Origin of the sequence: Pseudomonas sp. SJZ131, from assembly GCF_007828705.1 — a bacterium.
Classification (GTDB): domain Bacteria; phylum Pseudomonadota; class Gammaproteobacteria; order Pseudomonadales; family Pseudomonadaceae; genus Aquipseudomonas; species Aquipseudomonas prosekii.
In genome coordinates, this window is the sequence record NZ_VIVC01000006.1 from 83,013 (window position 1) to 98,934 (window position 15,922).

Annotated in this window: 14 protein-coding genes; 6 read left to right on the forward strand and 8 right to left on the reverse strand. The window is 59.9% G+C overall.

Annotated features, from left to right (window positions below; genetic code table 11):
• Positions 1–625: 625 nt before the first annotated feature.
• Both FBY12_RS23550 and FBY12_RS23555 read right to left on the reverse strand, forming a co-directional pair.
• Positions 626–1,108, reverse strand: a complete 483-nt coding sequence (locus FBY12_RS23550; RefSeq protein WP_092279572.1) for a GAF domain-containing protein — start codon at positions 1,106–1,108, stop codon at positions 626–628.
• A complete protein-coding gene (locus tag FBY12_RS23555; protein WP_145256350.1) occupies positions 1,105–1,995 on the reverse strand; it encodes an ATP-binding protein in 891 nt (296 codons plus the stop codon). The genes FBY12_RS23550 and FBY12_RS23555 overlap by 4 nt, the downstream gene beginning before the upstream one ends.
• A 166-nt stretch (positions 1,996–2,161) precedes the next feature.
• On the opposite strand from FBY12_RS23555, the gene FBY12_RS23560 reads away from it, so the two are divergent.
• On the forward strand, positions 2,162–4,483 hold the full coding sequence (locus FBY12_RS23560; protein ID WP_145256353.1) for a response regulator: 2,322 nt from the start codon (positions 2,162–2,164) through the stop codon (positions 4,481–4,483).
• Here FBY12_RS23560 and FBY12_RS23565 read toward each other — a convergent pair.
• The 3 genes from FBY12_RS23565 to msrB all read right to left on the reverse strand — a co-directional run bounded on the left by FBY12_RS23565 (position 4,467) and on the right by msrB (position 6,004).
• Positions 4,467–4,928 carry a MarR family winged helix-turn-helix transcriptional regulator gene (locus tag FBY12_RS23565; protein ID WP_145256356.1) on the reverse strand — a complete coding sequence of 154 codons (462 nt, stop codon included), beginning with the start codon at positions 4,926–4,928 and terminating at the stop codon, positions 4,467–4,469. The two genes, FBY12_RS23560 and FBY12_RS23565, sit on opposite strands and share 17 nt — an antisense overlap.
• Positions 4,925–5,410: a glutathione peroxidase gene (locus FBY12_RS23570; protein WP_145256359.1), complete on the reverse strand. Its 486-nt coding sequence runs from the start codon at positions 5,408–5,410 to the stop codon at positions 4,925–4,927. Before FBY12_RS23570 ends, FBY12_RS23565 begins: the two co-directional genes overlap by 4 nt.
• A gap of 198 nt (positions 5,411–5,608) precedes the next feature.
• The gene (msrB, locus tag FBY12_RS23575; protein WP_121731479.1) at positions 5,609–6,004 is read right to left on the reverse strand and encodes a peptide-methionine (R)-S-oxide reductase MsrB; all 396 of its coding nucleotides are present in this window, start codon (positions 6,002–6,004) and stop codon (positions 5,609–5,611) included.
• Positions 6,005–6,230: 226 nt separating this feature from the next.
• Between msrB and FBY12_RS23580 the strand changes: the two genes are divergently transcribed.
• Together FBY12_RS23580 and htpX are read left to right on the forward strand one after the other, a co-directional pair.
• Complete coding sequence (locus FBY12_RS23580) at positions 6,231–7,442, forward strand: pyridoxal phosphate-dependent aminotransferase (RefSeq protein ID WP_092281700.1); 1,212 nt, start codon at positions 6,231–6,233, stop codon at positions 7,440–7,442.
• Positions 7,443–7,758: 316 nt separating this feature from the next.
• Entirely contained in the window at positions 7,759–8,646 is an 888-nt protein-coding gene (htpX, locus tag FBY12_RS23585) for a protease HtpX (RefSeq protein ID WP_092279562.1), read from the forward strand.
• A 201-nt stretch (positions 8,647–8,847) separates the two neighbouring features.
• Here the strand turns inward: htpX and FBY12_RS23590 are convergent, their stop codons facing one another.
• Positions 8,848–9,504 (reverse strand): thiopurine S-methyltransferase, encoded by a 657-nt coding sequence (locus FBY12_RS23590; protein ID WP_121731480.1) that lies wholly within the window; start codon positions 9,502–9,504, stop codon positions 8,848–8,850.
• A gap of 103 nt (positions 9,505–9,607) precedes the next feature.
• Between FBY12_RS23590 and FBY12_RS23595 the strand changes: the two genes are divergently transcribed.
• Positions 9,608–10,375, forward strand: a complete 768-nt coding sequence (locus tag FBY12_RS23595) for a class III extradiol ring-cleavage dioxygenase (RefSeq protein WP_145256362.1) — start codon at positions 9,608–9,610, stop codon at positions 10,373–10,375.
• Between the two features lie 185 nt (positions 10,376–10,560).
• On the opposite strand, the gene FBY12_RS23600 is transcribed toward FBY12_RS23595, so the two are convergent.
• Positions 10,561–12,234, reverse strand: coding sequence for a DEAD/DEAH box helicase (locus FBY12_RS23600; RefSeq protein ID WP_121731482.1), 1,674 nt, complete (start codon positions 12,232–12,234; stop codon positions 10,561–10,563).
• 433 nt (positions 12,235–12,667) lie between these two features.
• Here FBY12_RS23600 and FBY12_RS23610 point away from each other — a divergent pair, with 433 nt between their 5' ends.
• Positions 12,668–13,459, forward strand: coding sequence for a crotonase/enoyl-CoA hydratase family protein (locus FBY12_RS23610; RefSeq protein WP_145256365.1), 792 nt, complete (start codon positions 12,668–12,670; stop codon positions 13,457–13,459).
• 111 nt (positions 13,460–13,570) lie between these two features.
• On the opposite strand, the gene FBY12_RS23615 is transcribed toward FBY12_RS23610, so the two are convergent.
• Entirely contained in the window at positions 13,571–14,326 is a 756-nt protein-coding gene (locus FBY12_RS23615; RefSeq protein WP_145256368.1) for a spermidine synthase, read from the reverse strand.
• Between the two features lie 162 nt (positions 14,327–14,488).
• On the opposite strand from FBY12_RS23615, the gene FBY12_RS23620 reads away from it, so the two are divergent.
• Complete coding sequence (locus tag FBY12_RS23620) at positions 14,489–15,835, forward strand: class II 3-deoxy-7-phosphoheptulonate synthase (protein WP_092279550.1); 1,347 nt, start codon at positions 14,489–14,491, stop codon at positions 15,833–15,835.
• Positions 15,836–15,922: the final 87 nt, after the last annotated feature.

Sequence of the window (15,922 nt, forward strand, 5' to 3'; positions counted from 1 at the left end):
CTCGCGAAAGCGGTGGGTCAGCCGACATCAATGTTTAATGTCAGACCGCTATCGCGAGCAGGCTCACTCCTACAGGTGATCGTGGGTGAACACAGCATCTGGGCCACCACTAACCCCTGTAGGAGCTGAGCTTGCTCGCGAAAGCGGTGGGTCAGCCGACATCACTGTTGAATGTGAGACCGCTATCGCGAGCAAGCTCAGCTCCCACAGGTGATCTCCGGTGAACACAGCATCCGCGCCAACCACCAATCCCTGTAGGAGCTGAGCTTGCTCGCGAAAGCGGTGGATCAGCCGACATCAATGTTGAATGTGAGACCGCTATCGCGAGCAGGCTCACTCCTACAGGTGATCGTGGGTGAACACAGCATCCGCGGCCACCCCCCAACCCATGTGGGAGCTGAGCTTGCTCGCGAAAGCGGTGGGTCAGCCGACATCAATGTTGGATGTGAGACCGCTATCGCGAGCAGGCTCACTCCTACAGGTGATCGTGGGTGAACACAGCATCCGCGCCCACCACCAACCCCTGTAGGAGCTGAGCTTGCTCGCGAAAGCGGTGGATCAGCCGACGTCAATGTTGAAGGTGAGACCGCTATCGCGAGCAGGCTCGCTCCCACAAAGACGCGTTTCAGCAGTCGGTCAGGCGCAAGAAGATTGCCGCCAGTTGTTCGATGCCGGTCTGGTCTTCGGCGGTGAAGCGCGCGAGTTTCGGGCTGTCGAGGTCGAGCACGCCGATCAATCGGCCATCCTTGACCAGTGGCACGACCAATTCGCTGTTCGACGCGCTGTCGCAGGCGATGTGCCCGGGAAACGCATGCACGTCTTCAACCAACTGCGTTTGCAGGGTGGCGGCCGCCGCGCCGCAGACGCCGCGTCCGAACGGAATGCGCACGCAGGCGATCTGCCCTTGAAACGGGCCGAGCACCAGTTCTTCGTTGCGATTGAGGTAAAATCCGGCCCAGTTCAAATCATCGAGCTGGTTGTACAGAAACGCCGAAAACTGCGCGGCGTTGGCGATGAAATCTCGTTCATCGGCCAGCAGCGACTCCAGCTGTGCGCAGAGCATGCCGTAACCGTCGAGGCCCTGGCCGCTTTGTTTCAGATCGATCATGCCTTGTGCTCCAACAGCTTGAGGCCCACCCAATAGCGAGCAAATTGATAGGCGCAACGGCCATTGCGATTGCCACGGCCAGTGGCCCAGCGGACCGCGAGAATATCCAGTTCTTCGGTGCGCTGCCACGCCAGGCCGGCCTTGTCGGCCAGTTGCCCGATCCAGTGCTCGACCACATCAAGGAAGTGTTCCTGAGTAAACGGATAGAACGACAGCCACAAACCAAACCGGTCCGACAACGCGATCTTGTCTTCCACCGCTTCGCTGGGGTGCAGCTCGCCATCAACGCGTTTCCAGTTTTCGTTATCGCTTTCCTTTTCCGGCACCAAGTGGCGGCGGTTGGAGGTGGCGTACAGCAACACATTGTCCGGCGCCTGTTCCAGCGAACCGTCGAGCACGCTCTTGAGCACGCGGTAATCGCCCTCGCCCGACTCGAACGACAGGTCATCGCAAAACAGCACAAAGCGCTGCGGCAACTTGGCGATTTGCTCGACGATGCGCGGCAGATCGGCGAGGTGATCGCGCTCGATTTCGATCAGGCGCAAACCGGCTTCGGCATGCTCGGCGAGCAAGGCGCGCACCAGCGACGATTTGCCGGTGCCGCGCGAGCCCCAGAGCAGCGCATGGTTAGCCGGCATGCCGTCGATGAATTGCTGGGTGTTGCGGCCCAGTTGCTCGACCTGGCGGTCAACGCCGATCAGGTCGGTCAGGCGCGTGTCGAGGCTGACCTGCAACGGCAACAGGAAACCGCTGCGACATTCACGTTGCCAGCGCGCAGCCAGGCAATGGTGCCAGTCGATGGTTTGCCGTGGGGCCGGCAGCAACGGTTCGATACGGGCCAGAACGGCATCGGCGCGTTCAAGAAAAGCATTCAATCGGGAATCCACGTCTTCTCCTCGGGCACGTTTCACAGTAATGATGGCAAAGCAGCGACTCAACACAGCATTCAACAACTCGCTCAACCCGACAGGGCTCGAGCGTGGCACCATCGGTTTCCATGCATGATCGACTATGCTTGAGCAGCGAAGGGAAACGGAAGTGGTTCAACACCCCATGGATATCAAGTTCACCCACCGGCTGTCTTACAAACAAGCCCGGCTGACCGTGCTGGTCGGTTTCATCCTGGGCACATTGCTCAGTCTGCTGCAAATAGGCATCGATTATGCCAGCGAAGACGCCTCTATCAACCGCGAAATCCTGTCGTTGCTGGAAATCAGCCACAACCCGGCATCGCGCATCGCCTACAACATCGACGCCGAACTCGCCCAAGAGCTGACCATGGGCCTGCTGCGGTCGCCGGCGATCATCAGCGCGCAACTCACCGACAACACCGGCACCGTGCTCGCCAGCGTCAAACGCCAGGGCCAGCAAAGCGGCTATCGGGTGATCAGCGACTTCCTGTTTGGCGCCAATCGGCAGTTTCAGGATCGGCTCTACCTCGACCATTTGCCCGAGGAATCCCTCGGCACATTGAAGCTGGAAGTCGACACTTACTCGTTCGGCAGCCGTTTTCTGCGTCGGGCCGAAGTGACCTTGCTCAACGGTTTCGCGCGCAGCCTGCTCCTGACCGGGATCCTGCTGGCGCTGTTTTACGTGATGCTGACCAAGCCGTTGGTGCGGGTGATCCGCGAACTCAGCGGTCGCGATCCGCGCAGCGCCGAACCGACGTGGCTCGAATACCCGGCGGGGCATGAAAACGATGAAATCGGCGTGCTGGTGAAAGTCGCCAATCAACAGTTCGAAAACATTGCCACCGAAATCCAGCAACGGCGTAACGCCGAAAACCGCCTGACCGACTACCTCGCGCAACTGGAAAATATCGTCTCGGCGCGCACCGCCGAGCTGAAAGCGATCAACAGCCGGCTCAGCCAATCCAATCAGGAACTGGAAGTCGCGCGTAGTACCGCGCTGGACATGGCCGAAGCGCGCTCGGCATTCCTCGCCAACATGAGCCACGAAATTCGCACGCCGCTCAACGGTTTGCTGGGGATGATCGCGCTGTCGCTCGACGGCCCGCTGAATGCCGAGCAGCAGCAGCAACTGTCGATCGCGCACGACTCGGGCAAAGTGCTGGTCGAGTTGCTCAACGATATTCTCGACCTGTCGAAATTCGATGCCGGGCAACTGGAGCTTGAGCACATTCCGTTCGATCTCGGCTCGCTGATCGAGGACACCGCCAACCTGCTCTCGCAGAACGCCGCGCCGAGCGTCGAATTGACGTGTCTGATCGATCCGCAATTCCCCGCGCTGGTCAGCGGCGACCCGACACGAGTGCGGCAGATCGTCAGCAACCTGCTGTCCAACGCGCTGAAATTCACCCGGTTTGGCAGGGTCGATGTACGACTTTCGATGTTTGAGGACGGCGTGCGCATCGAAGTCTGCGACACCGGCATCGGCATCGCCCAGGACGCGCAAGTGAGAATCTTCCAGCCGTTCACCCAGGCCGGCGCCGGGATTACCCGCCAGTTTGGCGGCACCGGTCTGGGCCTGGCGCTGACCTATAACCTGTGCGAAGCGATGCAGGGGCGGCTGACCATTAGCTCCGAAGCCGGGTTCGGCAGCCAGTTTTGCGCCGACTTGCCGTTACCCTGCCACACCCGCGCGATAGCGCCGCAGCCGCTACAGGGCAAAATTGTCGCGATCACGGCGGCGAGCAGCGGCCTGGCCGAATTGTTGAAAGGCTTGTTGCCTTTGTGGGGACTTGATTATCAGCAGCGCTCGATCGAAGACTCGATGCTCGGTCTGGAGCCCGATGTGCTGATCACCGACTGCCCGGAATGCCTGTTCAACCTGCGAGCGACGCTGAAAGCGCCGATTCTGCTGGTCACCGCTTATGGCAGTTTCATGCCCAGCGAAGAGGCCGCCGCGCTCGCGCCGTTGCAGCAACAAGCACGACCATTGGCGCGCAACGCCTTGTATCAGACGCTGCGCCGGGTTTTGCATCCGGACACCACGACCAGCAGCGATGCGCGCCTCGAAACCCTGACGCCGCAACGGCGCGGCCGGGTGTTGCTGGTTGAGGACAACCCAGTCAATCAATTGGTGGCCAAAGGCATGCTCGGCAAACTCGGCTGCGAAGTGGTGGTGGCAGCGCATGGCGCTGAAGCGCTGGATCAACTGGAAGTGGGTGAATTCGACTTGGTGCTGATGGACTGCAACATGCCGGTGATGGACGGCTACGAAGCCAGCCGCCACATCCGCCGCAGCGGGCGCTGGCCCGAGTTGCCGATTGTCGCGTTGACGGCCAACGCGATGTCAGAAGAGCGCGAACGCTGCCGGGTGGCGGGCATGAGCGACTATCTGGCCAAGCCGTTTCGCCGCGAAGAACTGGCCGCCCTGCTCGACTTGTGGATACCGACTACCCCAGCGCCTTGATCTGCCCGAGTAAATGGTCGAGGCCGTCGCGCAGTTCGTCCAGGCGATTCAGGTCAACGCCGCTGTCGCACAACAGCCGCGCCTTGAGCGGCCCGACCTGCTCGCGCAGGGCTTTGCCGGTTGGCGTCAGGCTCAAGTGCACTTCGCGCTCGTCGCGCGCCGAACGCTGGCGCTGCACCAGTTGCAGTTGTTCAAGGCGTTTGAGCAACGGCGTCAGCGTCCCGGAATCCAGCGCCAGGCGTTCGCCCAACGCCTTGACGGTCGGCTGCTCGGGCGCCGCTTCCTGCCATTCCCACAACACCAGCATCGCCAGGTATTGCGGATACGTCAGGCCGAGTTGATCAAGCATCGGCTTATAGCCACGAATCACCGCCCGAGAAGCGGCATATAGCTTGAAACACAGCTGGCTGTCGAGTTTCAGCGCATCGGCGGACATCTCGTTCATTTGAGCAGGGCTTCGATCTCGGCGCTCATGTCCTGCGGCTTGGTGGTCGGGGCGAAGCGCTTGACCAACTGGCCATTCTTGCCGATCAGGAACTTGGTGAAATTCCACTTGATGCCTTCGGAACCGAGCAGGCCCGGCGCGCGTTTCTTCAATTGCACGAACAGCGGATGAGCGTCGGAGCCATTGACGTCGATTTTCTTGAACAACGGAAAGCTCACGCCGTAATTCAACTCACAGAATTCGGAAATCGCGCCTTCGTTGCCCGGTTCCTGTTTGCCGAACTGATTGCAGGGAAACCCGAGCACCACCAGGCCTTGGTCCTTGTAGGTCTGCCAAAGCTGTTCGAGGCCTTTGTATTGCGGGGTGAAACCGCACTTGCTCGCGGTGTTGACCACCAGCAAGGCTTTGCCGGCGAAGTCGGAAAGGGTTTTCTGTTCACCCTTGATGGTGGTCACCGGGATGCTCAGCAGGTTGTCGCTCATGGTTCGAGGCTCCAGAGGCAGGAAGAAGCGCTGAACATAGCGAGCAATTGAATTGTGTGCAATTTAATAAATCAATAGAACGCCCGCCAATCCCTGTAGGAGCGAAGCTTGCTCGCGAAGACGTCGGATCAGTCAACATCATTGTTGAATGTTAAGACGCCTTCGCGAGCAAGCTTCGCTCCTACAGGGGGATTCGGGTTATCCGCGGGGAACCAGGTCCAGGCACACCGAATTGATGCAATAACGCAGGCCGGTCGGCGGCGGGCCGTCCGGGAATACGTGGCCCAAATGCGCGTCGCACTTGGCGCACACTACTTCGGTGCGGATCATGCCGTGGCTGACGTCACGGATCTCGACCATCGCGCTGTCGCCGATCGGCGCGTAGAAACTCGGCCAGCCGCACCCGGAATCAAACTTGGTTTTCGAATCGAACAACGGCTCGTTGCAGCAGATGCAGTGGTAAACGCCGTCGACTTTGCTGTCGTTGTACTTGCCGGAAAACGGCCGTTCGGTGCCCTTGAGGCGGCACACGTTGTACTGCTCGGGATCGAGCATCGCCTGCCATTCTTCCAGGGTTTTTTCCAACTTTTCCATCATCACACCTCAGCAGCTGAAAAAGCCCGATCTGTACCTTTTCCACGGATCGGGCGGCACGTATGATTGCGCCTCGTCGAACGCCAGTCTGGCAGCCCGTCCCCGCGCATTCAAACGGATTATGAGTGTCGCCTTCGAAGGCGTCAGGCCTGTGCGCATCACGCAGGATTCCCAGTACGGTTGTACACGCGCCGCCTGGATCGTTCATTTTCGGGAACACATCGCCATGCAGGTCAGCAAATCGAACAAGCTCGCCAACGTCTGCTACGACATTCGCGGCCCAGTGCTCAAGCACGCCAAACGCCTGGAAGAGGAAGGCCATCGCATCCTCAAGCTGAACATCGGCAACCCGGCGCCTTTTGGTTTCGAAGCGCCGGATGAAATCCTCCAGGACGTTATCCGCAACCTGCCGACCGCCCAGGGCTACAGCGATTCCAAAGGCCTGTTCAGCGCACGCAAAGCGGTGATGCAGTATTACCAGCAGAAACAGGTCGAAGGCGTCGGCATCGAGGACATTTACCTCGGCAACGGCGTGTCCGAGCTGATCGTGATGTCGATGCAGGCGTTGCTCAACAATGGCGACGAAGTGCTGGTGCCGGCGCCCGACTATCCATTGTGGACCGCCGCTGTCAGTCTGGCGGGCGGCAACCCGGTGCATTACCTGTGCGACGAAGGCGCCGACTGGTTTCCGGACCTGGCCGACATCAAAGCCAAGATCACCCCGAACACCAAGGCCCTGGTGATCATCAACCCGAACAACCCGACGGGCGCGGTGTACTCCCGAGAAGTGTTGCTGGGCATGCTCGAACTGGCGCGCTCGCACAATCTGGTGGTGTTCTCCGACGAGATCTACGACAAGATTCTGTACGACGATGCCGTGCACATCTGCACCGCGTCGCTGGCGCCGGATCTGCTGTGCCTGACCTTCAACGGGCTGTCGAAGTCGTACCGCGTGGCGGGTTTCCGTTCAGGCTGGATCGCCATTTCCGGGCCAAAACACCACGCCCAGAGCTACATCGAAGGCATCGATATGCTGGCCAACATGCGCCTGTGTGCCAACGTCCCGAGCCAGCACGCGATTCAGACTGCGCTCGGTGGATATCAAAGCATCAATGACCTGGTGTTGCCGCAAGGGCGTTTGCTGGAACAGCGCAACCGCACGTGGGAATTGCTCAACGACATCCCCGGCGTGACTTGCGTCAAACCGATGGGCGCGCTGTATGCGTTCCCGCGGATCGACCCGAAAGTCTGCCCGATTCACAACGACGAGAAGTTCGTGCTCGACCTGCTGCTCTCCGAAAAGCTGTTGGTGGTTCAGGGCACGGCGTTCAACTGGCCATGGCCGGATCACTTCCGCGTCGTCACCCTGCCCCGCGTCGACGAGCTAGATCAGGCCATCGGTCGCATCGGCAACTTTCTCAAGACCTATCGCCAGTAAGCTGAAATCCGCCGTGCGACGTCAATTTTTGTCGCACGGTGATTGATTCAGCAACACATCTCTGGCCACAGCCACCCTTTCTGCTTGTCACCGCTGTCAGGTGACGAATTTTGCGTTCGCGCCTAATAAAGACTGGGGTTTGCAGGTCAATCGGTTGACGAACTTTTCCTGCAACTGCGCAGGAAATGTCCTGCACGATGCTGAACCATTGCTGTAGGACACAGTTTGAAATAGTCACTCGGTTGAATAGCACGATGCAGCACCTTATATACCCCGCAGTACGCTACATCTTTAGCATGAGGAGATTTCTACAACCATGATGCGCATCCTGCTGTTTTTGGCCACTAACCTGGCGGTCGTGCTGATAGCCAGCATCACCCTGAGCCTTTTCGGCTTCAACGGGTTCATGGCGGCCAACGGGGTTGATCTCAACCTCAATCAGCTGCTGATTTTCTGTGCTGTGTTTGGTTTTGCCGGTTCGCTGTTCTCGCTGTTCATCTCCAAGTGGATGGCGAAGATGAGCACCAGCACCCAGATCATCAGCCAGCCGCGCACCCGTCACGAACAATGGCTGCTGCAGACCGTTGAACAACTGTCGCGCGAAGCCGGGATCAAGATGCCCGAGGTCGGGATTTTCCCAGCCTACGAGGCCAACGCGTTCGCCACTGGCTGGAACAAGAACGACGCGCTGGTCGCGGTCAGCCAGGGTTTGCTCGAGCGGTTCTCGCCGGATGAAGTGAAAGCCGTGCTGGCCCACGAAATCGGCCACGTTGCCAACGGTGACATGGTCACCCTGGCGCTGATTCAAGGCGTGGTGAACACCTTCGTGATGTTCTTCGCGCGGATCATCGGCAACTTCGTCGACAAGGTAATTTTCAAGAACGAGGAAGGCCAAGGCATCGCCTATTACGTGGCGACGATCTTCGCGGAGCTGGTGCTGGGTATTCTGGCGAGTTCGATCGTCATGTGGTTCTCGCGCAAACGCGAATTCCGCGCCGATGAAGCCGGCGCTCGTCTGGCCGGAACCAACTCGATGATCGGCGCGTTGCAACGCCTGCGGGCCGAACAGGGCTTGCCGGTGCACATGCCGGACACCTTGAGCGCGTTCGGCATCAACGGCGGCATCAAGCAAGGGTTTGCTCGTATGTTCATGAGCCACCCGCCGCTGGAAGAGCGCATTGACGCGCTGCGTCGCCGGGGCTGAGAGGCTTCGCCATAAATGAAAGGCCCGCATTGAATGCGGGCCTTTTTTTTGTCTGCATAGCTGTGTGGTTTGCTTTCGGGCCCCTTCGCGAGCAGGCTCGCTCCTACAGTGGATTTGTGTTCGATCACAGAGATGTGATTCAACGCATTCAATTGTAGGAGCGAGCCTGCTCGCGATGGGGGGCAGTGAAGTCAGCACACCTTAATGTGTGGAAACCCGATAAATCCGCTCTTCCAGCCGCGTTACCCCGCTCTCGACAAACTTCACGCTCTCGCCCAGCACATCCTGGTCTTCGAGAATCTTCAATTGCCACGACGCGCTGAACAGTCGCTGCACTTCATCATCGAGTACCGCAAACGGCGGGCCGTCCTTCTGGATCTGGTCGTAGTCGAGAGTGATCAGCAATCCCAGCGAATCCTTCGGCAGAATCCGCGTCAGGTGCTCGGCGTATTGCTCGCGCATCTTCGGCGGCAGTGCAATCAGCGCCGCACGGTCGTACAGCGCGCTGCAATCGGCGACATCGCCGGGAGTCAACGCGAAGAAGTCACCACACCAGATTTCGATGGAGCCCGCGCGATAGACGGTGAACGGGCCTTGATCGCTGACGTCCGGATCAAATTGATGCTCGTGGAAAAAGTCCTCCACGGCTTTTTCCGATAACTCGACGCCCAACACCTCGTGCCCGCATTTGGCCAGCCACAACAGGTCCAGGCTTTTCCCACACAGCGGCACCAATACCCGCGCGCCCTCTTCCAGGCCAAGTTGCGGCCAGTACCGTTGCAGATATGGATTCACTTCCGGCAGGTGAAAGCCGATCTGATTCGACGTCCACCGCTTGTGCCAAAACTCCGGCTGCATAATTAATCCCGAAAATTCGATCAAAAGACGCTAAAACTTATATTAGATTTAGATCAATGATCTGACTGAAGATGTCGCCATCTTACCCCTCAGGAGCTCTTTCATGTTCCCCAGCCTGTACATATCCCATGGTTCGCCGATGTTGGCGCTCGAACCTGGCGAAAGTGGCCCTGCCCTGACGCGCCTCGCAGCGCAGTTGCCCAAGCCCAAAGCCATTGTGATTGTGTCGGCGCACTGGGAAAGCAACGAGTTGCTGGTCAGCGGCAATCCACAACCGCAAACCTGGCACGACTTCGGCGGCTTCCCCAAAGCCCTGTTCGAGGTGCAATACCCGGCGCCGGGCGATCCGCAACTGGCGGCCGAGGTGGTCGAGTTGTTGAACGCCAATGACCTGCCGGCGCGCATCGATGCCAATCGGCCTTTGGATCACGGGGTTTGGGTGCCGCTGTCGTTGATGTACCCGCTGGCGGATATTCCGGTGGTGCAAGTCTCACTGCCGACCCGTGGCGGCCCGGCGCTGCAAACACATGTCGGCCAGGCGCTGCAGAGTTTGCGCGAGCATGGCGTGCTGCTGATCGGTTCCGGCAGCATCACTCACAACTTGCGCGAACTGGACTGGCACGCCGGTCCGGAGAGCGTCGAGCCGTGGGCCAAGGTGTTCCGCGACTGGATGATTGAAAAACTTGCGGCAAACGATGAAGCGGCGCTGCACGATTATCGCCAGCAAGCGCCGAACGCCGCGCGCAATCATCCGAGTGACGAGCATTTGCTGCCGCTGTACTTTGCGCGCGGCGCGGGCGGTGAATTCGCGATTGCCCACCAGGGGTTCACCATGGGCGCGTTGGGCATGGACATTTATCGCTTTGGCTGACCGATGGACCGAGGTGCGGCCATCGCGAGCAGGCTCACTCCTACACTGGAATGCATTGCCCGTGTAGGAGTGAGCCTGCTCGCGATGGGGACACAGGGTCTTCAGCCAGGCACAAACAGCAGGCCAAAAAAATCCCCGAACCAGTCGGGGATTTTTTATGTTCGATCAATCAGCTCAAGAGCCGATCAATCTTCGCGGTAGCGACGCAGCTTCAACTGCTTGCCAGCAACGCGAGTGTCCTTCAACTTGGTCAGGAGTTTTTCCAGACCATCTTCCGGCAGCTCGACGAGGCTGAAGCTGTCACGCACCTGGATGCGACCGATTGCTTCGCGAGCCAGACCACCTTCATTGAGGATGGCGCCCAGCAGGTTTTTCGCAGCGATACCATCACGCGCGCCCAGCGCGGTACGGCAACGTGCACGACCTTCGGCCAATGCAACCGGAGCACGACGCTCACGATCACCACGGTCCGGACGATCACCGGTACGCTCTGGACGATCGCCACGCGGTGCGTTGTTCGGCACCAGTGGACGTTCTTTCTCGATTGCAGCCAGGGTCAACGCCTGAGCGTTGGTGGCCTTGCGCAGCAGAGCAGCGGCCAGTGCACGCGGGGTGCAACCGATGTCGGCGGTCAGGCGATCAAGCAGATCGCCGTGAGTCGATTCGGCATCGGCAACCAGTGGCGACAGGCTGTTGGTCAATTTCTTGATGCGTGCATCGAGAACAGCTTGTGCGTCCGGCAGGCGAACTTCGGCAACTTTCTGCCCGGTTACACGCTCGATCACTTGCAGCATGCGGCGCTCACGTGGAGTCACCAGCAGCAGTGCACGACCTTCGCGACCGGCGCGGCCAGTACGGCCGATACGGTGAACGTAGGACTCTGGGTCGTACGGCATGTCAACGTTGAACACGTGAGTGATGCGCGGAACGTCCAGGCCACGGGCGGCAACGTCGGTCGCCACAACGATGTCCAGACGGCCATCCTTGAGGGATTCGATCACGCGCTCACGTTGGTTCTGAGCAATGTCACCGTTCAGCGCAGCGGCTTTGTAGCCTTTGGCTTCCAGGGCACTGGCCAGGTCCAGGGTCGCTTGCTTGGTGCGCACGAACATGATCAGGGCGTCGAAGTCTTCGACTTCCAGCAGGCTCAATACAGCCGAGGTCTTCTGGTCAGCGTGAACCAACAGGTGAGCCTGTTCGATCGCGGTAACGGTCTGAGTCTTGGTCTGGATTTTCACGTGCTGCGGATCACGCAGGTGACGCTCGGCAATCGCGCGGATCGACTGCGGCAGGGTCGCCGAGAACAATACGGTCTGACGGGTTGCAGGCAACGACTTGAAAATGACTTCCAGGTCGTCCATGAAACCGAGTTTGAGCATTTCGTCCGCTTCGTCGAGAACCAGGTGGTTCACGGTAGCGAGGACTTTTTCGTCACGACGCAGGTGGTCGCACAGACGGCCCGGAGTGGCGACAACGATCTGTGCGCCATTACGGATTGCTTTCAGTTGTGGGCCCATCGGGGCGCCGCCGTAAACGGCCACAACGGTAACGCCCGGCATTTGCTTGGCGTAGGTTTCGAAAGCGGTTGCTACTTGCAGCGCCAACTCACGGGTTGGCGCCAGGATCAGGGCTTGCGGCTCGCGCTTGGCAGGATCGATGCGATGCAGAATAGGCAGTGCGAACGCGGCGGTTTTACCGGTACCGGTTTGCGCTTGGCCAATCATGTCCTGGCCGGCCATGATGATCGGGATCGATTGCTGCTGAATCGCCGAAGGTTCTTCGTAGCCAGTCGCAATGACGGCTGCAAGAATGTTCGGATCGAGATTAAAAGCGGCGAAGCCGCCGGTTTCCTGGGTCATGGGTCTGCCTCTAAGTGCATCCGCAAAGACCCATGCTCCAAAGCTGCGCATGCCGTGTAAGACTCAAGAGTCGCCCTGGCTGCTTTGTCGGCGGGGATTTGCGAAAACGAATGAATGAAAAAGATTCGTCAAGGGAGAGTCCGCTGTGCGGACGTGCAGCCGAAGCTGACTTCGGGGAATTGCGCTACCTAAACGCGGCCCGGTTAAAGGCCGGCGCGCACTATACCGGAATTCGCCCAAAAAGGGAGCATTATTTGTCGGAAAACTGACGGATACACGGTTGTGTCACAGACTTTGCGGATAATCGCGCAAGCGTCTATTTTTCAAAGGCCCGGCCCTGCTGGCGATGGCGCTAAAACGATTCACCCGAGGTGTCCCGACCTTTGGTCTTGCCGTACTCACCCGCCCCCCTTCCCGCCCGAGGAAATGCGCCATGAATCAGTCTGTTGCCAGCCGTGTCAGCCGTGAGCGCCGTGGTCATGTCTTGTTGCTGGGCCTCGACCGGGTGGCCAAGCGCAATGCGTTCGACCTCGACCTGCTGAATGCGCTGAGCCTCGCCTACGGCGAATTCGAAGCCGACGCCGAGGCGCGGGTGGCCGTGGTGTTCGCCCACGGCGAGCACTTTACCGCCGGGCTCGACCTGATCAACGCCAGCGCCGCCCTCGCCGAAGGCTGGCAGGCGCCACCCGGCGGCTGCGATCCGTGGGGCGTGTTCGCCGGGCCGCGTGTCAGCAAACCGGTGATCGTCGCCGCGCAAGGTTATTGCCTGACGATTGGCATCGAGCTGATGCTGGCGGCCGACATCAACCTCTGCGCGAGCAATACCCGCTTCGCGCAGATGGAAGTGCAGCGCGGGATTTTCCCGTTCGGCGGCGCCACGTTGCGCCTGCATCAGCTCGCTGGTTGGGGCAACGCGATGCGCTGGCTGCTGACCGGCGATGAGTTTGATGCGCATGATGCGCTGCGTTTGGGTCTGGTGCAGGAAGTCATGGCCAGCGAGGACCTGCTGCCGCGCGCCATTGAATTGGCGGAACGCATCGCGCGGCAGGCACCGCTGGGGGTTCAGGCGACATTGATGTCGGCGCGGCAGGCGCGTTATGAAGGGGAAGTCGCGGCGGCGCAGGCATTGCCGCCGATGGTGAAGAAGTTGCTGGCCAGCGAGGATGCGCGGGAAGGTGTGCGGTCGATGATCGAGAAGCGGCCCGGGGTTTTCAAAGGGATTTGAGGTCTGTATTGACTGGTAGAAAGCCATCGCGGGCAAGCCTTGCTCCCACAGGTTGCCTATCTCTCTGTGGGAGCATGGCTTGCCCGCGATGATGCCAATACACACACCACACTATGTCGCCGGGCGAATCGCCTTGATCAACGACAACAACGAATACCCCAAACGCGGCGCCAGCCCCTCGGCACGGGCGATCAGTCCGTCCATCTCCAGCTCTTGATCGAGGTCAGAAGGCACAATCAGAATCACATTGCCCTCCTTCACCGGCAGTTCCCAGTAATGGCGGTTATACAAGCCGCGAAACAGCGCCGCGCCCAATGGCTTGCCGTCGTCCGTCGCCCACTGATTGATCACCAGCCAGCCACCCGGATTCAGGCGTTTCTGACAGTTTTCCAAAAACCCCCAAGCCAAATGCCCGACACCCGGCCCGACGTCGGTATACAGGTCGACAAAAATCAGGTCCGCCGGCTCAGCCGTTTCCAGCAGTTCCAGCGCATCGCCGACGCGGATGTATAGCCGCGGATCATCGTCGAGCCCAAGGTATTCGATGGCCAGGCGCGGCACGTCGGGGCGCAGTTCGATCGCTTCGACGTCTTCCAGCGGCAGGAACCTGAGGCAGGCCTGGGTCAGCGTACCCGCGCCCAGACCGAGGAACAACGCGCTGTCCGGCTGCTCGTGGCACAACGCGCCGATCAGCATCGCGCGGGTGTAATCGTATTCCAGCCAGCTCGGATCAGCGGTAAACACGCAGCTTTGCTCGATGGCGTCGCCGAATTCGAGAAAACGGTAATCGGCCACTTCCAGCACGCGAATCACGCCGAACTCATCCTGTACCTCGGCGAGCAAATGCTCGACGCGCTCCTCAGTCATTTCATCTCCTGATCGTTGCCGGCCCCGCATTCGGGTCAACAGCAACGCAACACGCCGCAACATGAAGCGGCAAAGGCGCGATTGTCGGCGAAGCGACGGGAACAGGTCACGCACTAATTGCTGATAACATGAGCGCCCCGTGCGTAAACACTAGAGACCGTGATGAGCCAACCCTGGAGCCCTGACAGCTGGCGTGCTTTGCCGATCCAGCAACAACCCCGTTACCCCGACGCCGCGCATCTGGCGCAGGTCGAGCAAACGTTGGCCAGCTATCCGCCGCTGGTGTTTGCCGGTGAAGCCCGGGAGTTGCGTCGTCAGTTTGCCGAAGTGACCCAGGGCCGCGCGTTTCTGCTGCAGGGCGGCGACTGTGCCGAAAGCTTCGCCGAGTTCTCCGCCGCGAAAATCCGCGACACCTTCAAAGTCCTCCTGCAAATGGCCATTGTCATGACGTTTGCCGCCGGTTGCCCGGTGGTCAAAGTCGGGCGCATGGCCGGCCAGTTCGCCAAACCGCGTTCGGCCAACGACGAGACCATCGACGGTGTGACCCTGCCGGCCTACCGTGGCGACATCGTCAACGGCATCGGTTTCGACGAAAAAAGCCGCGTGCCGGACCCGGAACGTCTGCTGCAGTCCTATCACCAGTCCACCGCGACCCTGAACCTGCTGCGCGCCTTTGCCCAGGGCGGTTTCGCCGACCTGCATCAAGTGCATAAATGGAACCTGGATTTCATCGCCAACTCGGCCCTGGCCGAGAAGTACAGCCACCTCGCCGATCGCATCGATGAAACCCTGGCATTCATGCGCGCCTGCGGCATGGACAGCTCGCCGCAATTGCGCGAAACCAGTTTCTTCACTGCCCACGAAGCGCTGCTGCTGAATTACGAAGAAGCGTTCGTGCGCCGCGACAGCCTGACCAACGATTACTACGATTGTTCGGCGCACATGCTGTGGATCGGCGACCGCACCCGTCAGCTCGACGGCGCCCACGTCGAATTCCTGCGCGGCGTGAACAACCCGATCGGGGTCAAAGTCGGCCCGAGCATGAACCCTGAAGACCTGATCCGCCTGATCGACGTGCTTAACCCGGACAACGATCCGGGCCGGCTGAACCTGATTGCGCGGATGGGTGCGAACAAGGTCGGCGATCATTTGCCGCAACTGATTCGCGCTGTCGAGCGTGAAGGCAAAAAGGTGCTCTGGAGCTCGGACCCGATGCACGGCAACACGATCAAGGCCAGCAGCGGCTACAAGACCCGCGACTTTGCGCAGATTCTTGGCGAGGTGAAGCAGTTCTTCCAGGTGCATGAAGCGGAAGGCACCTACGCCGGCGGCATTCACATCGAGATGACCGGGCAGAACGTCACCGAGTGCATCGGCGGCGCGCGGCCGATTACCGAGGATGGCTTGTCGGACCGCTACCACACCCATTGCGACCCACGGATGAATGCCGATCAGTCGCTGGAACTGGCGTTTTTGATTGCTGAAACACTGAAGCAAGTGCGGCGCTAGACCGCGTTGACGCTATCGCGGGCAAGCCATGCTCCCACAGGATTACGCGATCCCTTGTGGGAGCGAGCTTGCTCGCGATGACGTGCG

Coding starts and splice junctions, on each gene's coding strand:
- FBY12_RS23550 (WP_092279572.1), bottom strand. CDS start 1,108: ATGATCGATCTGAAACAAAGCGGCCAGGGCCTCGACGGTTACGGCATG.
- FBY12_RS23560 (WP_145256353.1), top strand. CDS start 2,162: ATGGATATCAAGTTCACCCACCGGCTGTCTTACAAACAAGCCCGGCTG.
- FBY12_RS23565 (WP_145256356.1), bottom strand. CDS start 4,928: ATGAACGAGATGTCCGCCGATGCGCTGAAACTCGACAGCCAGCTGTGT.
- FBY12_RS23570 (WP_145256359.1), bottom strand. CDS start 5,410: ATGAGCGACAACCTGCTGAGCATCCCGGTGACCACCATCAAGGGTGAA.
- msrB (WP_121731479.1), bottom strand. CDS start 6,004: ATGGAAAAGTTGGAAAAAACCCTGGAAGAATGGCAGGCGATGCTCGAT.
- FBY12_RS23580 (WP_092281700.1), top strand. CDS start 6,231: ATGCAGGTCAGCAAATCGAACAAGCTCGCCAACGTCTGCTACGACATT.
- htpX (WP_092279562.1), top strand. CDS start 7,759: ATGATGCGCATCCTGCTGTTTTTGGCCACTAACCTGGCGGTCGTGCTG.
- FBY12_RS23590 (WP_121731480.1), bottom strand. CDS start 9,504: ATGCAGCCGGAGTTTTGGCACAAGCGGTGGACGTCGAATCAGATCGGC.
- FBY12_RS23595 (WP_145256362.1), top strand. CDS start 9,608: ATGTTCCCCAGCCTGTACATATCCCATGGTTCGCCGATGTTGGCGCTC.
- FBY12_RS23600 (WP_121731482.1), bottom strand. CDS start 12,234: ATGACCCAGGAAACCGGCGGCTTCGCCGCTTTTAATCTCGATCCGAAC.
- FBY12_RS23610 (WP_145256365.1), top strand. CDS start 12,668: ATGAATCAGTCTGTTGCCAGCCGTGTCAGCCGTGAGCGCCGTGGTCAT.
- FBY12_RS23615 (WP_145256368.1), bottom strand. CDS start 14,326: ATGACTGAGGAGCGCGTCGAGCATTTGCTCGCCGAGGTACAGGATGAG.
- FBY12_RS23620 (WP_092279550.1), top strand. CDS start 14,489: ATGAGCCAACCCTGGAGCCCTGACAGCTGGCGTGCTTTGCCGATCCAG.